At 64.4% G+C, this 21925-nt stretch carries 21 protein-coding genes; 15 read left to right on the top strand and 6 right to left on the bottom strand.

The features are described from left to right. Positions 1–144 precede the first annotated feature (144 nt). Genes RMP10_RS21655 through RMP10_RS21645 form a run of 3 tightly spaced genes read left to right on the top strand, consistent with a single transcriptional unit; the run spans position 145 to position 3433 of the window. Positions 145–1053: a flagellin gene (locus RMP10_RS21655; RefSeq protein ID WP_310572161.1), complete on the top strand. Its 909-nt coding sequence runs from the start codon at positions 145–147 to the stop codon at positions 1051–1053. 5 nt (positions 1054–1058) lie between these two features. Then, a complete protein-coding gene (gene fliW, locus RMP10_RS21650; RefSeq protein ID WP_310572160.1) occupies positions 1059–1565 on the top strand; it encodes a flagellar assembly protein FliW in 507 nt (168 codons plus the stop codon). A gap of 5 nt (positions 1566–1570) precedes the next feature. Continuing rightward, positions 1571–3433 (top strand): glycosyltransferase, encoded by a 1863-nt coding sequence (locus tag RMP10_RS21645; RefSeq protein ID WP_310572159.1) that lies wholly within the window; start codon positions 1571–1573, stop codon positions 3431–3433. A gap of 24 nt (positions 3434–3457) precedes the next feature. Here the strand turns inward: RMP10_RS21645 and RMP10_RS21640 are convergent, their stop codons facing one another. From RMP10_RS21640 to RMP10_RS21615, 6 genes are all read right to left on the bottom strand, one after another. After that, positions 3458–4309 carry a class I SAM-dependent methyltransferase gene (locus RMP10_RS21640; RefSeq protein WP_310572158.1) on the bottom strand — a complete coding sequence of 284 codons (852 nt, stop codon included), beginning with the start codon at positions 4307–4309 and terminating at the stop codon, positions 3458–3460. Between the two features lie 29 nt (positions 4310–4338). Then, on the bottom strand, positions 4339–5004 hold the full coding sequence (locus RMP10_RS21635) for a NeuD/PglB/VioB family sugar acetyltransferase (RefSeq protein WP_310572157.1): 666 nt from the start codon (positions 5002–5004) through the stop codon (positions 4339–4341). Next, positions 5001–6209, bottom strand: a complete 1209-nt coding sequence (locus RMP10_RS21630; protein ID WP_310572156.1) for a DegT/DnrJ/EryC1/StrS family aminotransferase — start codon at positions 6207–6209, stop codon at positions 5001–5003. The genes RMP10_RS21635 and RMP10_RS21630 overlap by 4 nt, the downstream gene beginning before the upstream one ends. Next, positions 6206–7180, bottom strand: coding sequence for a hypothetical protein (locus tag RMP10_RS21625; protein ID WP_310572155.1), 975 nt, complete (start codon positions 7178–7180; stop codon positions 6206–6208). The genes RMP10_RS21630 and RMP10_RS21625 overlap by 4 nt, the downstream gene beginning before the upstream one ends. Positions 7181–7186: 6 nt before the next feature. After that, the gene (locus tag RMP10_RS21620; protein ID WP_310572154.1) at positions 7187–9946 is read right to left on the bottom strand and encodes a glycosyltransferase; all 2760 of its coding nucleotides are present in this window, start codon (positions 9944–9946) and stop codon (positions 7187–7189) included. Positions 9947–10163: 217 nt separating this feature from the next. Further along, a complete protein-coding gene (locus RMP10_RS21615; RefSeq protein WP_310572153.1) occupies positions 10164–11645 on the bottom strand; it encodes a tetratricopeptide repeat protein in 1482 nt (493 codons plus the stop codon). 179 nt (positions 11646–11824) lie between these two features. Between RMP10_RS21615 and RMP10_RS21610 the strand changes: the two genes are divergently transcribed. From RMP10_RS21610 to RMP10_RS21555, 12 genes are all read left to right on the top strand, one after another. Continuing rightward, on the top strand, positions 11825–12592 hold the full coding sequence (locus RMP10_RS21610) for a flagellin (RefSeq protein ID WP_310572152.1): 768 nt from the start codon (positions 11825–11827) through the stop codon (positions 12590–12592). A gap of 90 nt (positions 12593–12682) precedes the next feature. Then, positions 12683–14731, top strand: coding sequence for a flagellar filament capping protein FliD (gene fliD, locus RMP10_RS21605; protein ID WP_310572151.1), 2049 nt, complete (start codon positions 12683–12685; stop codon positions 14729–14731). A 60-nt stretch (positions 14732–14791) separates the two neighbouring features. Next, complete coding sequence (gene fliS / locus RMP10_RS21600) at positions 14792–15196, top strand: flagellar export chaperone FliS (RefSeq protein ID WP_310572150.1); 405 nt, start codon at positions 14792–14794, stop codon at positions 15194–15196. Positions 15197–15210: 14 nt separating this feature from the next. Continuing rightward, positions 15211–15684 (top strand): hypothetical protein, encoded by a 474-nt coding sequence (locus RMP10_RS21595; protein ID WP_310572149.1) that lies wholly within the window; start codon positions 15211–15213, stop codon positions 15682–15684. A 17-nt stretch (positions 15685–15701) separates the two neighbouring features. After that, positions 15702–15968 carry a hypothetical protein gene (locus tag RMP10_RS21590; RefSeq protein ID WP_310572148.1) on the top strand — a complete coding sequence of 89 codons (267 nt, stop codon included), beginning with the start codon at positions 15702–15704 and terminating at the stop codon, positions 15966–15968. Positions 15969–16129: 161 nt separating this feature from the next. Then, entirely contained in the window at positions 16130–16417 is a 288-nt protein-coding gene (locus RMP10_RS21585) for a flagellar biosynthesis anti-sigma factor FlgM (RefSeq protein ID WP_310572147.1), read from the top strand. Positions 16418–16460: 43 nt separating this feature from the next. Further along, positions 16461–16832, top strand: coding sequence for a response regulator (locus RMP10_RS21580; protein WP_310572146.1), 372 nt, complete (start codon positions 16461–16463; stop codon positions 16830–16832). A gap of 11 nt (positions 16833–16843) precedes the next feature. Beyond that, on the top strand, positions 16844–17539 hold the full coding sequence (locus RMP10_RS21575) for a hypothetical protein (protein WP_310572145.1): 696 nt from the start codon (positions 16844–16846) through the stop codon (positions 17537–17539). Positions 17540–17717: 178 nt separating this feature from the next. Then, positions 17718–19913, top strand: a complete 2196-nt coding sequence (locus RMP10_RS21570) for a chemotaxis protein CheA (protein WP_310572144.1) — start codon at positions 17718–17720, stop codon at positions 19911–19913. Between the two features lie 144 nt (positions 19914–20057). Then, positions 20058–20561, top strand: a complete 504-nt coding sequence (locus RMP10_RS21565) for a chemotaxis protein CheW (RefSeq protein WP_310572143.1) — start codon at positions 20058–20060, stop codon at positions 20559–20561. Between the two features lie 7 nt (positions 20562–20568). Next, positions 20569–21408, top strand: coding sequence for a protein-glutamate O-methyltransferase (locus RMP10_RS21560; RefSeq protein WP_310572142.1), 840 nt, complete (start codon positions 20569–20571; stop codon positions 21406–21408). Positions 21409–21427: 19 nt separating this feature from the next. Next, positions 21428–21922, top strand: coding sequence for a chemotaxis protein CheD (locus RMP10_RS21555; protein WP_310572141.1), 495 nt, complete (start codon positions 21428–21430; stop codon positions 21920–21922). Positions 21923–21925 lie beyond the last annotated feature (3 nt).

The following is a 21925-nucleotide window of genomic DNA, read 5'->3' as shown; positions in this document are numbered from 1 at the left end:
GGCAAAATTAGCCGCATCCTCTGAAAAACGCGAAGAATAGCGCGTTGCTAAAGGAACGGCTCACCAGTCCGATACTGGTAGAGGAATGCCGGCACCGTGTTGCAACCCCTCGGGGATGTAACGGTCACCGAATCCAAAGGTCAGATGCGCGTCACCAACTCGATCATCACCCGGAATAGCCAATCGCGCCTGCAGGCCAACCTGCAGGGGCTCGATCGCATTCGGGAGGACATTTCTTCGGGCATTCGCCTGCGCAAGATGTCCGACAACCCCACGAGCGGCGGTGAGCTCGTGCGCATCGGCAGTTCGATGCGTGCGCTTTCGCAGTTCAAGCGAAACGTCGACAGCGGCATCGCCCGCGCCGCCACCGAAGAGAACGTGCTCGACCAGCTCACGAACGCACTTACGCGCGGCATCGAGCTTGGCATCGGGCAGGCGAGCGGAACGGCGAATCCGCAGTCCCGCCTCATTGTGAAGGCGGAAGTCGATCAGCTCATCAACTTCGCGTCGAACCTTGGCAATACGCGCATCGGGGACGAATATCTGTTCGGCGGCAATCGCGCCGGAGAAGCGCCGTTTGCCACGCCGGCACCGGCAACCGGCAGCTTCTCGCGGTTGACGCTAGCGGGCAACCCGGTCAACCCGAGCGGCAATATCACGCTCGAGATCGGCGACAATACCTTTGTCACGCCCACGCACAACGGCACGGAAGTGTTCATCGACACCGACGCCCTCGAGTCGCTGCGTGCGCTCTCGACGGCACTGGGCAACAATGATCCGACGGCGATTCAAGCCGCCGCGGACCGTATTACGACGGCGAACAGTAACGTACAGTCGCTGATCGGCACGCAGGGCGCCCGCATCAACGAGTTGGAAACCGCCACGGTCAACCTCAATTTGATGGAACTGAACCTCAAGGCATTCCGCTCCGACTTGCGCGACACCGAGATCGACAAGGCGATGGTGGAACTCGTAGGCAAGCAGACGCTCTATCAGGCGGCGATGAGCGCGACTTCGCGTATCCTCGGACTCAGCCTGGCCAATTACCTCTGACGTTGATGAGTCACGCCGTCATGGACCAGCAGGATCGCAGCACCACGACGTACACAATCACGTCGCCGGCCGTTGGCACAATCGAAGTGAGCGGAGATGCCGTAATGCACTTCACGGAAGCGTTGTGGGGCTTCCCGGAGCGCACCGCCTACGCGCTACTACCCGCGGCGCGTCAGGGCCTGTGGTGGTTGCTCTCGGTCGACGAGCCGCAGACGACGTTCGTGCTGGCCGATCCCTTTGTCGGGCACACCGACTACGGCATCGATCTCGGTGACTCGGAGCGCGATGCGCTGCAAATCGTGGAGCCGACCGATGCGCTGGCGCTGGTGATGGTCGCCTTGCCGATGACACCGAGTGAGCCGGTCACCGGAAATTTCCGCGCACCGATCGTGTTCAATATCAGCAAAGGCCTCGCGCAGCAGGTGGTCAACCGTGACGAGCAGTACTCGCTGCGGGAGCCGATGGATCTGTCCGCGTATCCGATGGCGGAAGACGGGCTGCGGCTGTCGTAACGGTCGTGCCGTCCACGTCTTCATCGACGCCGATCGTGCCCGCGCTCGAGAGCGCCCAGCTCCGCGAGGACGGCGCCCCCCGATTTCACATCCCCGCACAGCCATCGCACGCGGCATGGCGTGACACGGTAGAGCAGGAACAGTCTGCCGGCGTCGTCGCGGAGCTTCGTTTGTTCCTCGATGCGCAACTGGAAGCAGGCGATGCGCTCGTCGATGTCGCACCAGGGTTCGGCTTCGTCTCGTTGTCGGCCGTAACGGCGCCGACCGGCCTGCCCAGCGTCTTCGTTCTCGATGACGAGACGGGAACCCTCCCGTTGCTGCAGAGCGCGGCGCGCGACGTCGGCGGCTGGCTCGACGCATTTGTGCACGCCGATCTATCTCATGATCGGCTGGTCACGCTGGTGGCTGATCGCGTCGGCATCGAAGGGCGCGTATTCGTGCATGCCGACGCCACCTCGCTGGCACCGGTGCTGCAAAGCCTCAATGCGCTCATCGTGCTCGGGCGGGTCGTCGCGATCTGCCTCTCCCCGTCGGTCAACGCCTCCGAGACCGTCCACGCCGACGTGTGCGCACTGCTGCAGTCGGCGGGCTTCGGCATACACGAGATGCGCGATGCGGATGGTGAACCGGCACTGTTCGCCACGGCCGACTGGAACGTGAAGACACCGGTAATCGCCATCGCCGGCACGGCGACAGCGCAGCCCGTGAGCGCAATCGTGATGGAGGAGCGTACTCCGGCCGTCGCCCGTACGCCGTCGTCTGCCTCGACGACTTCGACGCCGCTTCCATCCGACCGATTTTCCTTCATCGCGCCGTACTGTCGGACCGGGTATGGTGTCGTCGGTGCTCACCTGCTGCGCGAGTTCACGCAGCTCGATGTGCCGGTCGCGTACTTCCCGCTGGGGAGCGTCGACCGAAGCATCGTGACGAATGATCAGCTTGGTGCGGCATTGGCCCGCCAGGGGGAGTTCGACGACACCGCGCCGAGTGTGCGCCTTTCGCAGCAGTTCGATCTGGCACTGCATGTCGGTCGCGGGCCGCGTATCGGCTTCCCCATTTTCGAACTGGACAGCTTTAACGCGTCGGAACGACACCATCTAGAACGGCAGGATCGCCTTATCGTGACCTGCGAGTGGGCGCGCACCGTGCTGCTGGAGAACGGCATCTGGCGTACGCCGATCGACATCGTTCCGCTTGGTGTCGATCGTACCGTGTTCAATGAGCAGGTCGCTCCCGCCAGTAAGCGCGGTCGCGATACGGTCTTCATGAGCGTGGGGAAACTCGAATCCCGGAAAGGTCAGCGCGAGCTGCTCCGCGCGTTCGAGGCGGCCTTTTCGCCGAAAGACGCCGTGCAACTGGTACTCATCTGCCACAACGCGTTCGTCGATGCGGTGCGACTCGACGAGATGCTGGCACCGTTCAAGCAATCGCCCATGGCCTCGCGAATCACGCTGGTGACGAAACCATTGCCGCACCAGAAGGATCTGGCGGCGGCGATGGCGATCGCCGATTGCGCGGTATTCCCGGCGCGCGCGGAAGGCTGGAACCTCGAGGCGCTCGAGATGCTCGCCATGGGCAAGCGCGTCATCGCATCGGCGTGCACGGCGCACACGGCCTATCTCACCGCGGACAATGCGAAGCTGGTCGCTATCGACGCGCTCGAAGAGTCGGTGCCGGGCGAGCACGCTGGCCGCTGGGCCGCGTGGGGCGACCCGCAGCATGAACAGTTAGTACAACATCTCCGGGACGTACACGGCGAACGTCAGCACAGTGAACTGGCGGTGAATCTGGCCGGTGTGGAGACATCGAAGAGGCTTTCCTGGACGGCGTCAGCGCGTGCGCTGATGGCGAGCGTCTCGCTCGCGTAGTACCCGCGGGCGCTATCGCATGCGCTAGCGCATGCGCACCGCGATCCCGATCGGGACGATCGAGTCGAATGACTCGATGAACTCCCAGCCGTCCAGCACCGACTTCACGTGTTCCCACAGCCAGAGGAGCGAGGGGCGCAGGTCGTCGGGATGTGAACGAATGTCTGCGTACCGGCTGCTCGGCGAGTCACCCAGCAACTCATCGGACGAATCGAGGAGATCGTCGAACACCAGTGCACCGCCAACCGCCATGTGCGGCAGCACGTCGGCGAGATCCCACCACGTGCCCAGTGCCGTGTGATCCCCGTCCACCGTGATCAGGTCGAACATGCGCGGGGCTGCTTCGCCGGTTCGCAGCAATACGACTTCGTCGAGCTCGACCGGGCCCAGCTGCACTTCCTGAAAGAAGACGGGAAGCGTGTCGTGGCTGTTCCCCGAGAGGAAGTGCAGGGCGCCTCGATGATCGGGCGCCACGCGCCGCATTTCATTGCGGACGAATCCCGGACCAGGATTGTCCACGCCGCCGTAGTCGTGCATCCACCAATCAAAGGAGTACGCTTGAACCTCCGGCGACTCGGCCAGCACCTGCGCGAGACTCCACCCGCGACGCGTACCGATCTCGAGATAGCTGCGCGGCTGCGTCGCATGCGCGATCGCCCGCAGGGCAGACCGAATTTCGAAGCGACGCTCCTGTCGTGCGGCGCCCTCTCGTAGCCACTCGATCAAGCGCGGCTTATTGACATCGTCCGGCGCGAGCTGTTCAAGCGTGTCGGCAGTCGCACTGTTCAGCGCTGGCGATCCGATGACATCGCGAATCGCCTCGAGGTTGCGCTGTGCAAGTGAGGAAACCGAAGAAGAGAGGACGGAGCTGGTCATGTCGATCGCAGAGAGTGGAGAGGTGGCGCTCAGGCCGGCTGGCGGATCTTCTTCACAACGGCTGGCACGCCAACGGCGAGCGCGTATTCGCCGATGTCCTTCGTGGCCACGGCACCGGCTCCGAGAATGGCGTGATCACCGATGCAGACATGCTCGAGGATCGAGGCGCCGGTGCCGATGTACGAGTGGCTGCCGAGGTGTACGCCGCCGGAGATGTGGCAGCCCGGAGACACCGTGACGAAGTCGCCGACGACGGCATCATGCCCGATGGTGCAATCCAGATTGATGGCCACATGCGCGCCGATCACGATGTCGGTGGTGGCAATCGTGCCCGCACAGATGATCGTGCCCTCGCCGATCTCCACGTCGGGTCCTACGCGCGCACCCGCAGCGATGATCGCCGGCGCAAATCGGTACCCTTCGGCACGCGCTGCTGAAACCACGCGGTCCTTGATGTCGGTCATTCCGCCGATGCCACACACCAGGAACGCGTCGTCGGGGACGTCGGAGAGCGTGCCAACTAGCAGTCCTTTCAACAACGTCGCCCGCGGTTCACGGTCCACGAACATGACCGGCTCAAAGCGAAGCGCACTCTGGTGCGCCTGCGCATTGAGGAGGGCCCACCACACCTCGCGGGCGAATCCGCCGGCGCCGAGAATGGCGACTTTGATCGTACCCGCGCCGGTGTTGTTCACGCGGCCGCCGACGCGGCAATCCGTTCAGTACCCGGAACGCCAGTTGCATCGGACACCGACACCGACACGCCACCGAACACGTCTCCGAGTTCGATCTCTTCGACATGGTGTCGAATGCGATCGGCGATTACGAATACATCGTCGCGGGTTAGCCGAGGTGACGACGGAATGTTGATGCCTGACGACGCGATGGCGTCCGCGACTGGAAACGGGCGAGACGACTCGTAGGGCGGCAGGCTGTGCATCGGATAGAAGAACGGACGCGTATCGATGCCGTCTGCTCGCAAGCGCTCCATGAGTTCGTCGCGCAGCCCCGGCCGATGCTCGGCAGCCCGGAGCCGGATGCTGGTGAGCCACTGCACGCTGATGGTGTCCGGCCGCTCGCCCTGCCACGCAAGGCCCGGCATGTCACCAAGCGCCTCGCGATACCACGCATGTACTTGCTGGTGCGCAGCGATCAGACGCTCCGCTTTGGAGAGCTGAGATACGCCGAGTGCGGCCGCGAGGTTCGTCATGCGGTAGTTGTAGCCGACGATCGGAAACCAGTAGCGACGCGACGGATCCATGCCTTGCCCGCGAAGCAGCTCCATGCGCCGTGCGAGTTCCGGATCGTTGGTAGTCACGACACCGCCTTCTCCCGTTGTCAGAATCTTGTTGCCGAAGAGGCTGAAGCTGGCGATGGTGCTGAGGCTGCCGACGCGTTTGCCGTTCACCGTCGCGCCATGCGCTTCAGCGGCGTCTTCCACGAGCCACAGGTTGTGCCGCCGCGCGATGTCCGCGAGTGCGTTCATGTCGCAGGGCATACCGTAGAGGTGTACGGGCATGATGCCGACTGTACGTTCCGTAATCGACGCTTCGACCGCTGCCGGATCCACGTTCCAGGTATCGGCCGAGCAGTCGACGAACACCGGCACGGCGCCGCAGTAGTGCACCGCATTCGCCGAGGCGATATACGTGAACGTCGGCACGATGACCTCTTGTCCCGGCTTCAGATCGAGCGCCATCAGCGCGAGGTGAAGGGCCGTCGTTCCGTTGCAGGTGGCTAACGCATGCGTCGTTCCGGCGAACTCGGCAAAGTTGCGCTCGAACTTCTGAAGATACGGTCCCTGCGAGCTGATCCAGCCCGAATCGAACGCGTCGAGCAGGTGCGAGCGGTCGTTGTCATCGAGATGGGGCTCGGTGACCGGATAGCGGATGGCAGTCATGGCAGGACCCGGGGAGCGGGGAGATCAGAAAGGATCAGCGCGTACTGTTTGTCGCGTTCTGAGGCGAGACGGAGGCGGACAGCAAACGGCGTATCCGCGAGATGGGCGCGCATGATGTCATGCACCGGCGCGAAGACGGGATGGTCGCCGCTCATGTCGACGCTGCCGATGGTGATGCGAACGTCCGAGACGACCCGCTGCGCCGCGCGCGCCAGCAGGTCCTGGTTCTCCGGTCGAAAGCACTGGACGTCGACCGCACCCAGTGTGTACTGCTGGCGCTTCCAGAGCGACGTGGGATGCACGATGGCAATACGGCTGTCCATGTACGTCTGGAAGCCGAGTGCCGCCGCATCTCGGCAGACACCAACGAGCAGTCCGTCGTCATAGCTGCCGCGAAAGCGAACCCCCTGATCGAACAGCTCTCGCCGGAACAGTACGCAGCTGCCGACGCTGCTCAGCGGCACACGGGCGTGATGGCGAAACTCGCGATGGTAGGGCGCTTCGTTGCTGAAGCGCGCGCCGTCCAATCCGCGGAATCCCCACGTGTCGTAGAACAGTGTGCCGAGGAAGATGGCGGGGGCTACGATATCCGCTGGTTCGGCCAGCAGCTGGTCGAGCAGATCGAAAGGGAGCACGAGGTCGCTTTCGCACCAGAGCACATGGGTGCAGTCGGTAGCAAGCGCCTGCTCGACGGCCACATTGCCGAGCATCGCCCACTTGCTGACGCGATCGGCGAAGTCGGCCACTGGTTCGACGTCGACCTTCGAGAGGGTGACACGGCGGTCCGCTGCAGCCCATGCCTGAAGGCGCGCGTGCGAGTCGTCGGTGGAGTCTCCCTCGACCAGTGAGAACGCCAGCTCGATGTGATCGCGTGCCTGCGCCGTCATGACGGCGCGAAAGTAATCGATGTACGCGGCACTGTTCCGAAACAGCGCGCACACGGCAACCTTGCGGCAAAGTGGATTACTCATGGGCACTCATGCAGACAGTCTGGAAGAAAGTTCACGAGGATACTGGTGCGCGATCGCGGCGTGCCATGCAGACGGGAGCAGCGAGTCGATCACCGCACACCCCGCCGCTCGCGCGGCCGTGGCGGCGGCGGGATCACGCACGGCGACGACGATGTCGGCCGCTGCGCGCAAGCGACGCTGTGTGTCGCTGTCGAACGCATCCTCGATGAGTAGCACGTCCGGCCACTGCGCGTCGCTGCCGCCGGCCAGTAGCATCGCTGCACGAAGGCGGTCGGTCGCGTCCTCGGCGCTTACACCTTGCGCCGGGTCGAGACAGATCGCGAGCGTGACGTCATCGTCGGTCGAGCAGGCGCCGGCAAAGGCGCGGGCGATGGCAGGCAACATGCCGTTGTGCCAGTCGGCGTGCGCTAGGATCACGAGGCCGCGCGGCGCTTGCAGCGCGAAGGGCCGCGTCGTCGCCGACGGCGTCTCCACGCTCTGCGAGCGCGGTGTGAGCGTGTCCCACTGCGTCAGCAAATCAACCATCGCGCTCCGGCAGGCGTCGATCGTCGCGAACGTGCGTGAGCGCTCGTGCGCGGCCCGCGCCTTTTCGAGTCGCGACGCGATGTCGGTTGCCATGTGCATGCGGTTGATCAGCGTCTCACGCCACGCGTCCGCGGCGGCCGGTGTATCGCCGAATGGCGGCACACGCCAGCCGGCATCCGCACCGACGATCTGTCGCGACAGCGCATCGTCGGTGGCGATCACCGGAACCCCGCATGCCATCGCCTCACGGATCGTGCGTCCGCGACCGGTCGCCGTGCCCACGTGTAACAGCACGTCGCTCGAACGATAGAGCGACGGCATTTCATCATACGTCATGGGCGAACTGTCGACCCAGAGCGCAGGGAGATTCGGATGTCGCCGGCCGGCCGACACGTCGGCCATGAGCCGGGCGCTCCAGGCGCTCAGGTCTTCCCGGAGGCGGGATGGCAGCACGAGATGCAGCAGCACATCGTCGCTGGCGGTGAAGGCGCGCTCGTAGGCACTGACCACGCGTGCCAGTGCGCGGTGCGGCTGGTCTCCACCGATCAGGAGAAAGCGGGTCGCAGCGGTCGCCGGTCTGCCGTACGGCGCACCGGTCGGTGTGAAGTGGCTGGCGTCTACTGCCGCCGGGAGCACGACGATACGTGCCGGGTCGGCGCCGATCGCGAGTACGGCGGCACGCGCCGCGTCATGTGGGACGACGACGATATCGGCACGATCGCGCAATGACGTGACCAAACAGGGTGGTACGCGGTCGGTCACGACGCTGCCGGTGTCGATGACCCATGCGCCCTGCGATGGCGTGCGCGGACTGGTGACGAGCGCTTTCTCGTCGAGCACGGTGAGATGGACGGCCACCGCAGGCAGCGTCCTGCGGAGATGCCGCCAGGCCACGATTGCGGGAGATGACCAAGAGGGTCGTACGCCGTGTTCGTCGGTGCGCCACGCGTACGGAACGCGGCCACGATCATGGAGGGCGAAGAGCCATTCGCTGGCGTTGGAATGACGGCGCCGTGTGTTGCCGCTCCCACCCTCGACGATCACGCCTGCCGTCGAGGCCTCGGTCGCTGCGACACGACCGGCCGGTCTGCGCATGGCATCCACGGTCCGACCGATGTCCTTCAGGCGTGCACCAATCGCCGCACCGACCCGAGACCACGGCCAGTCGGTGACCATGTCCTGTCGCGCGCGTGCGCCGAGTGCCCGTGCTTCGGCGCGGTCGGCATGGACGCGGCGAAAGAGGACGCTCAGGTGCGGTGCGCTGGGGTTTGCCCAGTGCTGCCCGGCGTACACCGACACTTCGGTCGCGTCGGCGGGCACGAGGCCGTCGACGTCGATGAGATAGCCGTTGTCGGTGTTCAGGAATGCGAGATGCGCGCTCCAATTCGTCGCGATCACGGGTACGCCGCACGCCATCGATTCCATAAAAGGGCGACCCCACCCTTCCCCTCGCGTGGGCAGCACAAAGCTGTCGGCCATGCGATACAAGGCGGGCAGATCGCGCGCTGGCACCCGCTCGCCGATCAGGACGATCCGGGCGACATCGGCACGACGCCGTCCACAGGCTTCGACGAGGAAGCGGTTGATCCGCTCGTTGAGAATGTCGGCATTTCGTCGGCCGTCCACGTTGCCGATGGGATAGGCGCGAATGACCAGGGTGACGTGGTCATCGGGCGAGAACGCATCTGCCCATGCGCGCAGCAGCACATCCCACCCTTTGCGCAAGCGCCACTCGAAGACACTCAGGAAGACGGTTCCGCGAACGCCGGGGATCGCGTACGGTGCGCCGTCCGGGTGAAAGAGCTGACTGTCTATGCCACCGGGAATGACGTGCATGGGCACGCGGACGCCGGCCTCACGAAAGGTCTGCGCGTTGAAGTCGCCGGTCACCCACAGCTCGTCCAGCGCGTTCGCACCGGCGACCCAGTGTCCGGGAAGTCCGTCGGTCTCGAACATCGAGCGCCCAACCGAGTACACCGCCTCCTCGTGGGGGGGCGCGAAGCTGTCGATCGTCGAGTGTTGGACCTGAACGAACGGGCCTGGCACCGGACGCTCGATGCACCGCGTCAGTGCGGCCAAGTGGTCGACGCTCAGGGTCTCGCGAAATCCCCGAGCGTCACTGGTGCTACTGCGCAGGCTGACCGGAACGCGATCCGCCTCGAGGGCGGCAACCATTCCGCGCACCTCGTCGGCATAGCCGGTGGGTTCGAACACCGGCCCTACCCAGACGACCGGACGCATTAGCGGCCCCCGCGCGCAGACGCTGGCGCGAGTGAGGCACGCTGATTCGCGCGTGGAGTATGGATCGACGAGGAGACAGGCATGACGATCCGTTCAAATGCACGGACTGTGCCATATTCAAGTCGTTGCTATTCAACATCTTAGCAGGTTTGCCGGGCATCTGGCGCGACGTGAATCGGCAACGTCGTCCTCCGGATCCGGCAGAATCTGCCGGACGCTACGAGTCGAGGGCGCGAGTCAACGCGTCGACCACGCTCGCCCAGTCACGCGGCGCGCGCTGTCTGATGAGCCGCGCCGCCGGGTACCATGGCGTGCCGGCAACGCCGAGCCCCCAGCGCCAATCGGGGGTGAACGGGAGCAGGATGACGGTGGGAACTCCCATGGCGCCGGCCAAGTGCGCAATGCCCGTATCCACGCTTACAAGGGCGTCTATATGTTCCAGTAATAGGGCAGTATCAAGCCAGTTTAAAGACAATTTCGGCTTGAGAAATGCTTCTGGCGTCTCGCTGTCCGCTGCGCCAACCTGCAGCGACACCCACTCGACGTGCGGGATATCCAGCAGGCGCGGGAGCAGCGTCGGGTCGAAGTCCCGCAGCGTCGTGGCCGGAAACGCCGGATTCCCGCGCCAGACGACGCCGATCCGACGATGCCCGGACGGAGCCGCACTCAATCGCGCGGCCGCCCCCGTGCGCAGATACGGGATGTCGCTGCTGGCCACGTCGTTGCCCGTTCCCAACCAATGCGGTAGCGACAGCATCGGCACGTACCAGTCGGTGACTGGAGCGTGGCCCTTCGCGACCGCGTCAAAGCCGCTCGCGATGAACAGCGACAACGCGCCCGGATGGCACTCCACCACCACGCGCCCTGCGCCGCGCCGCGTCAGCGCGGCGACGAATCGTAGAAACTGGAAGTTGTCGCCTTGGCCCTGTTCCGCCGTGACCAGGATCGTCTGCCCCTCGAGCGGCTCGCCGTGCCACGCGGCCGCGCCGGTGGTGGGAGGGGTGGGCAATCCGCGGTGTTCGAAGTCCGCCCAGCCGTCGGCGCTCGGGCCCGCGAGGAGTGAGGTCAGCGCGCGCTGACGCCTCGTTGGTCCATGGGCCGGACGCACGGCTTCCGCCCGATCGAGCCAGTACCGCGCGCGGGTGAGATCGCCCAGTGCGTGTCGGATCTGGGCGGCCGTGAGCAGCAGCGCCGGCTGCTTGGGCGCGATCGCCATCGCGCGTTGTACGATCGGCCATGCCCGCTGCGGATCGCCATCAGCCCGCGTCGCACCGGCCAGCGCGCCCAGCGCCGCTGGGTCCTTAGGGCGTTTTCGTACGACCCGCTCGAACAGGTGCCTCGCTTCGGCGGGCGCGCCGGCGTCGAGTAACGCCGCACCGAGTTCATAGATCGCCGTGACGTCGGCGCTTTCTATAAAACCGGTGCCGGACGTGGCGTCGGTCGCGTGCCGAAAGACCGAGAGCAGCGCATCACGCACGGCCACTGTGTTGCCCGCCAGCCGCCAGGCGTTGGCGACCAGCAGCGCTGCGGTGATCTCGCCGGGCAGCGCGTCCTGCACGCGCGCAAACGCGGCGGCGGCGTCGGTATGCTGGCCGGCATCGAGCGCCGTCTGGCCCGCCACGAGCCACGCTTCGATGTCACTCGGGCGCTGTGTCATGTGCGGCAACAGGGGCGATGCGCCGCTGATGTGACGCTGCACGCCACGAGCGTGTCAGGTGCGCCCGAAATGTGATGCTGTGTTCCATCCCGGCGGAGCATTCGAAATCTCCCGCTCAAGTTCTTTCGGGCTCGGACGACAATATCATCTGACCGCGATTCGATAGTCGGATCCGGGCGAGGCACGGATGCCTCAGAGTAAACATCACGGAGGATAGTCTCATGCGTATCAACACGAACGTCGGCGCCATCACTGCTTCGCGCAACATCTTCGTCAACAACATGGCGACGGAGAACAGCATGCGGAAGTTGAGCTCTGGCCTCAAGATCAGCCGTGCGGCTGACGATGCGGCTGGTCTCTCGATCGCCAACAAGCTTCGCACGCAGAGCCGGTCGCTCACGCAGGCGGCTTCGAATGCGGAGCAGGGCAATGCGATGCTTCAGATCGCGGAAGGTGCAGCGTCCACGATCCAGCGCATCATCGAACGTCAGAAGGAACTGATCACGCAGAAGGAGTCGACGGGTAACAACAGCACCGTATCGGCCACCCTCGGTACCGAAATCGCCACGCTCCAGACTGAGTCGGCTCGTATCCTGGCGGATGCGGACTTCCAGGGCGCCTCGGTGTTCGCTTCGCTCACGTTCCAGGTTTCTGATTCGTCCTCGAACGGCACGGTGACGGTCAATGCCGCGCTCACGTTGACGGCGCTCTCCGCGAGCTCGACGCTCGCCAATGCAGACACGGCCCTTGATGCGGTGAACTCCACGCTCGCCAACATCGGTGCCGGCCAGAACGTGCTCGACTACACGGTGCAGAACTTGAAGTCTGCCGTCGTGAACGTCCGCGCGGCCGAGTCGACCATCCGCGACGTCGACATGGCGGAAGAAATGGCCACATTCACCAAGAACAACATTCTGACGCAGGCTGCACAGGCCATGCTGTCGCAGGCGAACCAGGGCAGCCAGAACGTGCTCCAGCTGCTCCGCTAAACCTGAAGTTCTCCAGTAGGTGATTAACCCCGGGGTCGGCGAGTTTGCCGGCCCCGGGGTCTGGCCTTAGAAAAGCAGTAGGAGGAACGCATGTCGAGTCCGATCAACATCAGTGGACTGAGCACCGGCATTCAATGGGGCGATATCGTCGATTCGACGATCAAGGCCTATGAAGCCCGTCAGGTCACACCGATCACCGATCGCATTACGAAGCGCGCGGCACAGAAGACGGCGTGGACCAAGATGCAGGGCCTCGTTGAAACGCTGAACACGAATGCGCGCAATCTGCGGCGCACCGGGTTCGGCGGCTTTTTGGCGACCGTCCCGCCCAGTCCGAGCACGTCCCGCACGTTGTTGTCTGCTACGGCTTCGCTGACGGCGACGCCGGGGCGCTATCGTGTTGAGGTGCTGCAACTCGCCGACACGGCGAAGATTGGCGGCGCCTCGGTCGCGGACACCACGGCGGCGCGAGGACTGACCGGATCCCTGTCGATCAACGGCACCTCGATCGACATCGTCGGTACGGAGTCACTGGCGGACATCCGCACGAAGATCAACGACGCCAATATTGGGGTGACGGCGGCCATCGTGAGCGAAGGCGGCACCGCCGGTCGTCTCGTGCTGACAGCCAAGACCGCCGGTGCGTCCGGCGTGGCCATTGTCGACGGCACCGGTGGTATGGCGCGCGAGCTCGGGTTCATCGACACGCGTAGCAAGCCAGTGTCGTCGGCCAGTCTCGCTGCCGCCGCCGCACTCGGACTGGCCGTGTCCCCGCAGCCGGCCTCGATTCGCGTGGGCACCACGGTGATCACGGCCGATCTGGCTACCGAATCGATTGCGTCGATCGCGGCCAAGATCAACGCGGCTGGGGGTGCGGCGTCGGTAGAATCCGAAGCCTACGGCAGTGAGACGCGCTATCGCCTGGTCGTCGACGGCAACGTCACGGCGGTGGATGGTGATGCCGGCTCGCAGTCCGTCATCGACGCGCTCGGCTTTGCCGCCGGCACCACGGGCAGTGTGAAGCAGACGGTGCAGACGCCCGTGTACACCGATGCGGCCGATGCCGTCGCTGGTGCCGCGACGTCGCTGGTCGGGCTCAAGTTCGGAGGCTCGGCGTCCAATCTGGCCGTCGGCGATGCCATCAACATCCGCGGGATGCGCGGTGATGGCACCGCCGTGACGATCGGACTGGTCGTTGGCGCAAACGATACCATGCAGACGCTGCTCGACAAGGTGAATGATGCCACCACGGGTTTCGGCTCGGGTTCGCGTACGGCCACGGCGGCCCTCGGGAGCGACGGTCGTATTCGTCTCACCGATGGCACCGGCGGTGCTTCGCGCTTGTCACTGTCGATGTCGGTCACGCACGCCGACGGGTCCAGTGGCTCGCTCGGATCGGCGACCACGTCGGTGGCCGGACGCAGTCGTGAACTACAGGTGGGTCAGGATGCGGTGATCCGGGTGGACGGTCGCGAAGTCACGCGGTCGACCAACAACATCACCGATGCCATTGCCGGCGTCACGCTCTCACTGAGCACCGCCGAACCCGGCACGGAGATCGATGTGACCATCGATCGGGACGTGAAGGGGACGGTCGACTCCGTGCAGAAGTTCGTGGACTCGTACAACGAGATCCGGAAGTTCTTCGATGAGCAGCGTCTGGGTGATGCACCGCTCTACGCCGATACGCTGTTACGCGGTGTGGTGAGCACGTTTCAGGAAGCGCTCCGTACCGATGTGAGCAGCAACCCGACGTACAATAAGTTGACCATCGCCGGGGTGACGCTCGACCGCAACGGGATCCTGACGTTTAACCAGGACACCTTCAAGACGGCCCTTGCCGACAAGCCGGGCGAGATTGAAACCCTGTTCGGCTTCACCGGTGTAGGTCAGGCGTTCGTGACGGCGACCGACAACGCAACGCAGTTCGGCGTCGGTACGATCAGCGCCCAGCTCAAGAACATCAATCAGAACACGATTCTGCTGAAGAAGCGCGAGGCTGATGCGCAGAAGCGTATCGAACTCAAGCGCGAACAGCTCGTGGCGCAGTTCACGCGAATGGAAGAAGCCATGAGCCGTCTCACCTCGCAGAGCAGTTCGCTGCTTTCGAGCGTCAAGGGACTTCAGGGCAACCAGTAACTGCCGATACTCACGAGTGACGCAGTTTTCGTATCTGTTCTGACTCTAGCCACCGTCCCGATGTCCTACGCCAGCCAGTCCTCGTCGTATCGCGAAATGGAGATTCAGTCCGCATCTCCCGAGCGACTCGTCGTGATCGTGTTCGAACAGCTGGTGGTGAACCTGGAGCGCGCGCGGATCGCGATGGACCGCAAGGATGTCGAGTTGCGGGTCACGTCGTTGCGACGCGCGCGTGGTCTGGTCGGCGAGTTGCTGGCTACGCTCGATTTCGAGAAAGGTGGACCGCTCGCCAATCAGCTGGCCGATCTCTATCAGTTCATGCTCTACGAACTCGTCGACATCGGTCAGCGCGGTGACGTGGCCACGCTGCGCAAGCTCGTGAACATCGCGACGTCGCTGCGTGACGGCTTCACCGCCGCCGCGGCCGCCGGTAACGTCGGCGTCGCGAAGCTGAAGACGGCGTGACACGGAACCCGATCATGAACGCCTTCGACACCATTCGCGCCGGTCGGTTCGGTCGACGCAGTCCCGAAGCCCGTCAAGCCGCCGCTCGCGGAGCGCTGGCGATCTGTGCCAGCGCCGATGCCCTCGCGCGCGAAGCGGTCGATGCGGTCGGAGAGGATGACGACCGGCTGTTCAGTCTCCTCGAACAGCGCGATCAGATGTTGCAGGACCTTAGCGAACACCTCGTGATGTTGCGTCTCGAACGTCCGACCGCCGATAGCCCGCTGTATGCGGCGACGGAACGGGCGGTCGATGACGCCGACGCGTTGCTCACGGAAGTGTCCGCCGCGCTGAGCACGTCGCACCGCGTCACGATGGAGCTGGCCGCCAAGGTGGCGCGCCGGACCGACGAGATCCGGAGCGAGCTCGACGCCGTGCAGCGCGCGAGCAGTGCAGGTCTCGGATACGGATCGGCCGCCGGAGCACATCTGGTTGACCGTCTCCGCTGAGCAGAGACCCGCGAACGATGTCCGTACGATCGGCCACCCCCGAGGCGTTCAGCGCGCTGTTGCAGGAGAAGCTGGACGAGCTCGATCAGGCAGCCCAGCACGAAGCACTGATGGAGCATGACGAGGTCGAACTGCTGCGATTGCAGGCGGCCTACCTGGTGAGCGGCACGGACGGAAAGCCGTGGCACACCGGGGCCGCCGTGCACTTTCAGGGGGATCCGTCGGACATGGATGTTCGGGCCCCCACCCTCGATATCAGCTACCCCGCTCGATCGAACGGATAGAGCGTTGCACGACCGCCGGGACTGTCGTTAGGTCCCGAACGGGCTCCACCCGCACCACCTGGGCGACAGGGACGTCGCTTTCCGGGATAAGGAAATCCTTCCGACCTGTAAAGTTGCGCGCCATTCCTGCCGATAGTCCCATGTGAGGAGGAGGAACCCTTATGCGAATACACGGAAGCAGTTTCGATCCACTACGCCCGACGCCGACGAGCAGCCCTGCCGTCCAGCGTCCCGCGCAGGAGATCACGCAGTCACCGGCCACCAAGCCGGTCAAGTCGGACTCGGTCCAGATTTCGGACGCGGGTCGTCGCCTGAATACTGAGCAGGCGAACGCCCTGAACCCGGAACGTGTGGCTGAGCTACGCACGAAGGTGCTCACGGGCGCCTACAACACTCTCGATGTCGTGGACCAGGTAGCGCGCCGCATTCTGACGCGCGGCGACCTGTAGGTCTGCGGCCCACTCCGACCGGCACGATCAGGAGACCGGCTGTATGAAGTTCCTTGTGGTGGACGATTCCGCGACTATGCGGCGCATCGTAATCAATTCGCTGCAGCGGATCGGCTTCAACGACACCGTCGAAGCCGGCGACGGTCAGGAAGCGTTGGCGAAGTTCGACAGTTCGATCAAGTTCGTGATCACGGACTGGAACATGCCCAACATGAGCGGCACTGAGTTCACGAAAGTGCTCCGGTCGCGTGATGATGGCCGCCATGTTCCCGTTCTGATGGTGACGGCGCGTTCCGTGAAGGAAGACATCCTGACGGCAATGGAAGCAGGCGTGAACAACTACATTGTCAAGCCATTCACTCCGCAGGTGCTGAAGGAGAAGATCGACGCGCTCCTCCCGGCAGCCGCGGCCTGAGGACCAGTTCAATGACCAGTAGCCGTGCGCAGGAAGTCCTGTACGAGTCCGAGGCGGCCCTCCGCCTCGTCGACCATGAGCTGTCAGGCATGCATGATGTCCGAGACGCCGCAGAGCCGTCGGCGCGTATCGTTCCGCTGCTCTCGCTGTCCGAACTTCCGCAGATTCTCGAACAGGCGAACGCGCAGATCCTGAACGTCTTGTCGCGCTTGCGCGAGAGCCGCGCCGCGCTGCAGACGACGGCGCTCGAGAAGCTTGCGACGACGCACGAGAAGATCCGTGAAGTCACGTCGGCAACGGAGGACGCGGCGATCAACATCATGGACGCCTGCGATCGCGCCACGCAGATGGTCGACGAGCTCGATACGATCGATGCCGGGGAAAGCCCTGATCGGGAGAAAGCCGGTGGGATTCGCGCCAATCTGCGCGACGAGCTCTTTCTCATGATGGGTGCGCTCCAGTTCCAGGACATCACGTCGCAGCAGCTCTCACACGCATCGGCGGTACTGGTCGAGATGGAGAACCGGCTGCTCGACGTGGCCAAACTTTTCGATAGCAACGCGGACCATGTGAAGGTTATTGCAAACGGGCAGCACGGTGCGCCCGATGAAGCGACCTACGATCCGAATGCCTCGACGCTCAACGCGGAAACACGTCAAGCGCTGGCCGACGAGATCTTCACTGCCGTGCGCGCTCCCGCGGCGTAGCGTCCCCCCCGCTCCGACGCGTGACCACGGCGGCCCGTACCTTCACCGGTACGGGCCGTTCGTCGTTCCGGTGTCCAATCGGTAGACAGTGGTAAACCTGATGACCCTTCGAGCCGATACTGCTCAATGATGATCGTACCCGCCTGGGTACCGACTGCCGCCCTCCGACGGTTTGCCCGTGTCCTCTCTGAATCTCGATGATGCCGCCACGCTGCTGATGCAGCTGGAAGCAACCGATACCGCCGATCTCGCGATGCTGCGCGAAGCGCTCACCGATCTCGCCTTCGAGAATCGCGTGCCGCACCGCGCGCAGCCTTTTGTCGCCCGTGCGGCGCGCGTGCTCGGCACCATCGTCAATGGCACCGCACCCGATATTCCCGCCGCCTTCGCCGATGTCAGCGGTGCGATCGAGGAGGCCATGCGCGCGAGCGAAGGCAGCGTGTCGCCGGCCGATCGCATCGTGGCGCGCGCTGCGGAGACGGCCGCCGCCGCCGTGACCGCCAGCGTACCCGTCTTCGCGCTCGACGAACCCGAGGCGCCACACGAGCAGACGCGCTCGCTGCAGCACCACGTGGGCGTCGATCAGTTGCCGGATGATGCCGACCGCGACTTGCTCCCCGACTTCATCACGGAGAGCAACGAGTGCGTGGTGCACTCCGAAGCCGCGCTGCTGCAACTCGAGGAATTCCCCGACCACGAAGAAGCGGTCAACACGGTCTTCCGCGCCTTTCACACCGTAAAGGGCACCTCGGCCTTCCTGGGACTCTCTCGCATCGCCGCCTTCGCGCATGAAGCGGAATCCCTGTTGAGTCGCGTGCGCGACAAGGAAATCGCCTACACCAAGGGGTGCGCCGATCTTTCGCTGCGCTCGGCGGACATGCTGAAGGCGCTGCTCATGTCGGTGGAAACCGGCCTGAACGGCGACGGCAAGCTGCCCATTCCCGATGGCTACCACGAGCTCCTCGACGCCCTCGCCGCCTATGACCCCGCGCGCGACGCGGACGGCGTCATGCTGCCGGTGGTCCAACCGCTCGCGCCCGCTGCCGTGCGGGCCGTGTCCGACACCGATGACATCTTCCCGATCGCCACGACGTCGAACACGGCGGTCGCCTCGCCGTCGGCGGCCGCGGCCAGCGGGAATAACAACAAGCCGCGCGTGGAGTCGAACGCCGATGCCACGATCCGCGTGCGTACCGATCGCCTCGACCGCATGATCGACATGGTCGGCGAACTGGTGATCGCGCAGTCGATGATCGCCGGCGACGAACTCTTCGGCGCGGGCAAGCAGCACGAGCTCCTGCGCAAGGTCACGCACGCCGGCAAGATCGTCCGCGAGCTGCAGGATCTCAGCATGTCTATGCGCATGGTCCCACTCCGCGCCACGTTCCAGAAGCTCACGCGCGTCGTGCGCGACACGGCCTCGAAGGCTGCCAAGACGGTGCAGTTCGTCACCGATGGCGACGATGTCGAAATCGATCGCAACATGGTGGACGTGCTTGGCGATCCGCTCGTGCACATGGTGCGCAACGCGGTGGACCACGGCGTGGAAGGGCCCGATGAGCGCGTCGCGAACGGCAAGCCGCGTCTCGGTGTGGTTCGTCTGCATGCCTATCACGCGTCAGGCAACGTGGTGGTGGAGCTCAAGGACGACGGGCGCGGCCTCCATCGCGATAAAATCGTGAAGAAAGCGATCGAGAAGGGCTTGATCGAGAGCGACAAGGGCATGACGGACAGCGACGTGTTCAATCTGATCTTCGCGCCTGGCTTCTCGACCGCCGAACAGATCACCGACATTTCGGGACGCGGCGTCGGGATGGACGTGGTGCGCCGGAACCTCGAGAAGATTCGAGGACGCATCGACATCACGTCGGCGCCGGGTAAGGGCACGACGTTCGCGATTCGCCTGCCTCTCACGCTTGCCGTGACCGACGGCATGCTCGTCCGCGTCGGCGACGAACGCTTCATCATCCCGCTCACGCATATCCACATGAGCTTCCGTCCGGAGCAGTCGATGCTCTCGACCGTCGTAGGACGCGGCGAAGCGGTGCTGCTGCGCGGTGAACTCCTGCCCATCATTCGCCTGCACCGTCTCTTTGACGTGCACGGCGCGGTGCAGTCGCCGCTCGATGGGCTGCTGATGATCGTCGGCGACGGCGATCGCCGTACCGCCCTGCTGGTGGACGATCTCCTCGGCCAGCAACAGGTCGTGGCCAAGACGCTCGGCGACGGCCTCGGGAAGGTACCGGGCGTGAGCGGTGGCGCGATCCTGGGTGACGGTCGCGTGGGACTCATCCTTGACGTCACCGAAACCGTAGCGTTGGCGCAGAGCCACGAGCCGTCGCCTGTGCGCCGCGACCGACAGGCCGCCGCCTGATCACGACGTAGTCATTGCGGGTTCCGGTGTCGCTGGGACCTTTGAGCAACACATGTTCGAGTCAAGCTCCGACGAGGGGGCGCCGATACACCACAGCAGACGGGTCGTGCGACCCGAGAACCCTCTTTCCAAGTCGAGCGAGCCATGAGCGCGCATACTGAATCGGATGCCACCGTCGCCACGCAGTCCCGCGCGGGCAAGTATCTCACCTTCTTTCTCGCCAGCGAAGAGTACGGCCTCGAGATTCTGAAGGTGAGCGAGATCATCGGCATGCAGCCGATCACGCGCGTCCCGCGCATGCCGGAGTTCGTGCGCGGCGTGATCAACCTGCGCGGCAAAGTCATTCCGATCACGGACCTCCGCAGCAAGTTCAGCATGGAGTACGACGGCAGCGAGGACAGCTGTATCATCGTCGTGCAGATGCGCGGCATCCAGACCGGCATCGTGGTCGATCGCGTAAGTGAAGTGGTCGCGATCGCGGAAGCGGACATCGAGGACGCGCCCAGCTTCGGCGCCGGCATCCGCACGGAGTTCCTGCTCGGCATCGGCAAGGCCGGCGGACGTGTGAAGTTGCTGCTCGACATCGACAAGGTGCTCGCCAGCAGCGAGATCGCGGCGCTCGAAGCCGCGCAGTCGCACGCGGCCTGATTTTCCGATGTCTGCCCCGACCACCAGCAGCGCGTTCTTCACGGAATGCGAGATCTCTCCCGCGCAGTTTTCGCGAATCACCGAGGTGCTCCATGAGCACGCGGGCATCCGCATGCGCGAGGGCAAGGAGGGGCTCGTTCGCGCCCGTCTGGCCAAGCGGCTGCGCAAGCTCAATCTGCCCGACTTCGATGCCTATCTCGACTTCGTGGAGAAGGAGCCGTCGCGCCGCGAATTTGCCGAGATGATCGACGCGCTGACCACGAACAAAACCAGCTTTCTGCGCGAGGCGTCGCATTTCGACTACCTGCGCGAGGCGGTTTTCCCGACGTTGAAGGGACCGGTGCGGATCTGGAGCGCCGGATGTTCGAGCGGTGAAGAGCCCTACACGCTGGCGATGCTGGCCAATGAGAGTTTCAGTGACATCAGTAAGTGTGACGTACGCATTCTCGCGACCGACCTCAGTCATCGCGTGCTGGCCACGGCGAAGGCAGCCACGTATCCGTCCGAGAACATGGCCGACGTGCCGGCCGGGTGGATGCAGAAGTACTGGACCCGCACGCGCGACCCCCAGGGCCGCGAAGTGTGCGAGGCGGGCAAGCCGCTCCGGCGACTGGTCCATTTCGCGAAGCTGAATCTGATGGAACGGTGGCCGATGCAGGGGCCGTTCGACGCCATTCTCTGTCGCAATGTCATGATCTATTTCGACAAAGCAACCCAGCAGCAGCTCGTCGAGCGCTATTGGGCGCTGCTCCGTCCCGGTGGACATCTCTTCGTAGGACATTCGGAAAGTCTCACGGGCCTCACACACCGTTTCCGGTATGTGCAGCCTGCCGTCTACGTGAAGTAGCGTGGGTACGATTGCGCCTGTGCGCGCGGTCGATCGAGTCGTTGGTGTCGCCGATGTCAAAGTGTCGAACACGGCGGGCGAGCGGATCATCACCTATGCCCTTGGCAGCTGTCTTGGTATCGTGGTTTATGATCCGGTCGTCTCCGTAGCGGGGATGCTCCACGTCATGTTGCCCACGGGAACCATCGACGAGGCCAAGATGAAGGACAATCCCGCCATGTTCGTGGACAGTGGCGTGCCGCTCCTGTTCAAAGAGTGCTACAAGCTCGGCGCGAAGAAAGAGCGAATGCAGGTGAAGGTGGCCGGTGGCGCGCACGCCGGCGCTCGGGAGGAAGACGATCGCTTCCAGATCGGCAAGCGCAACATGATCGCGCTGCGCAAGCTACTGTGGAAGAACGGAGTGCTCGTGCACGCGCACGATACCGGGGGAGTACAGACGTCCCGCACCATGTGGGTGGACGTGGCCACAGGCGAGGTCACGCTCAAGATCAACGGCGCCGAAAGTAAGCTCTGATGC

The sequence above is a fragment of the Gemmatimonas sp. genome, from assembly GCF_031426495.1.
Classification (GTDB): domain Bacteria; phylum Gemmatimonadota; class Gemmatimonadetes; order Gemmatimonadales; family Gemmatimonadaceae; genus Gemmatimonas.
The sequence above is the reverse complement of the archived record's forward strand: the minus strand, read 5'-3'. Positions and strand labels throughout refer to the sequence as shown.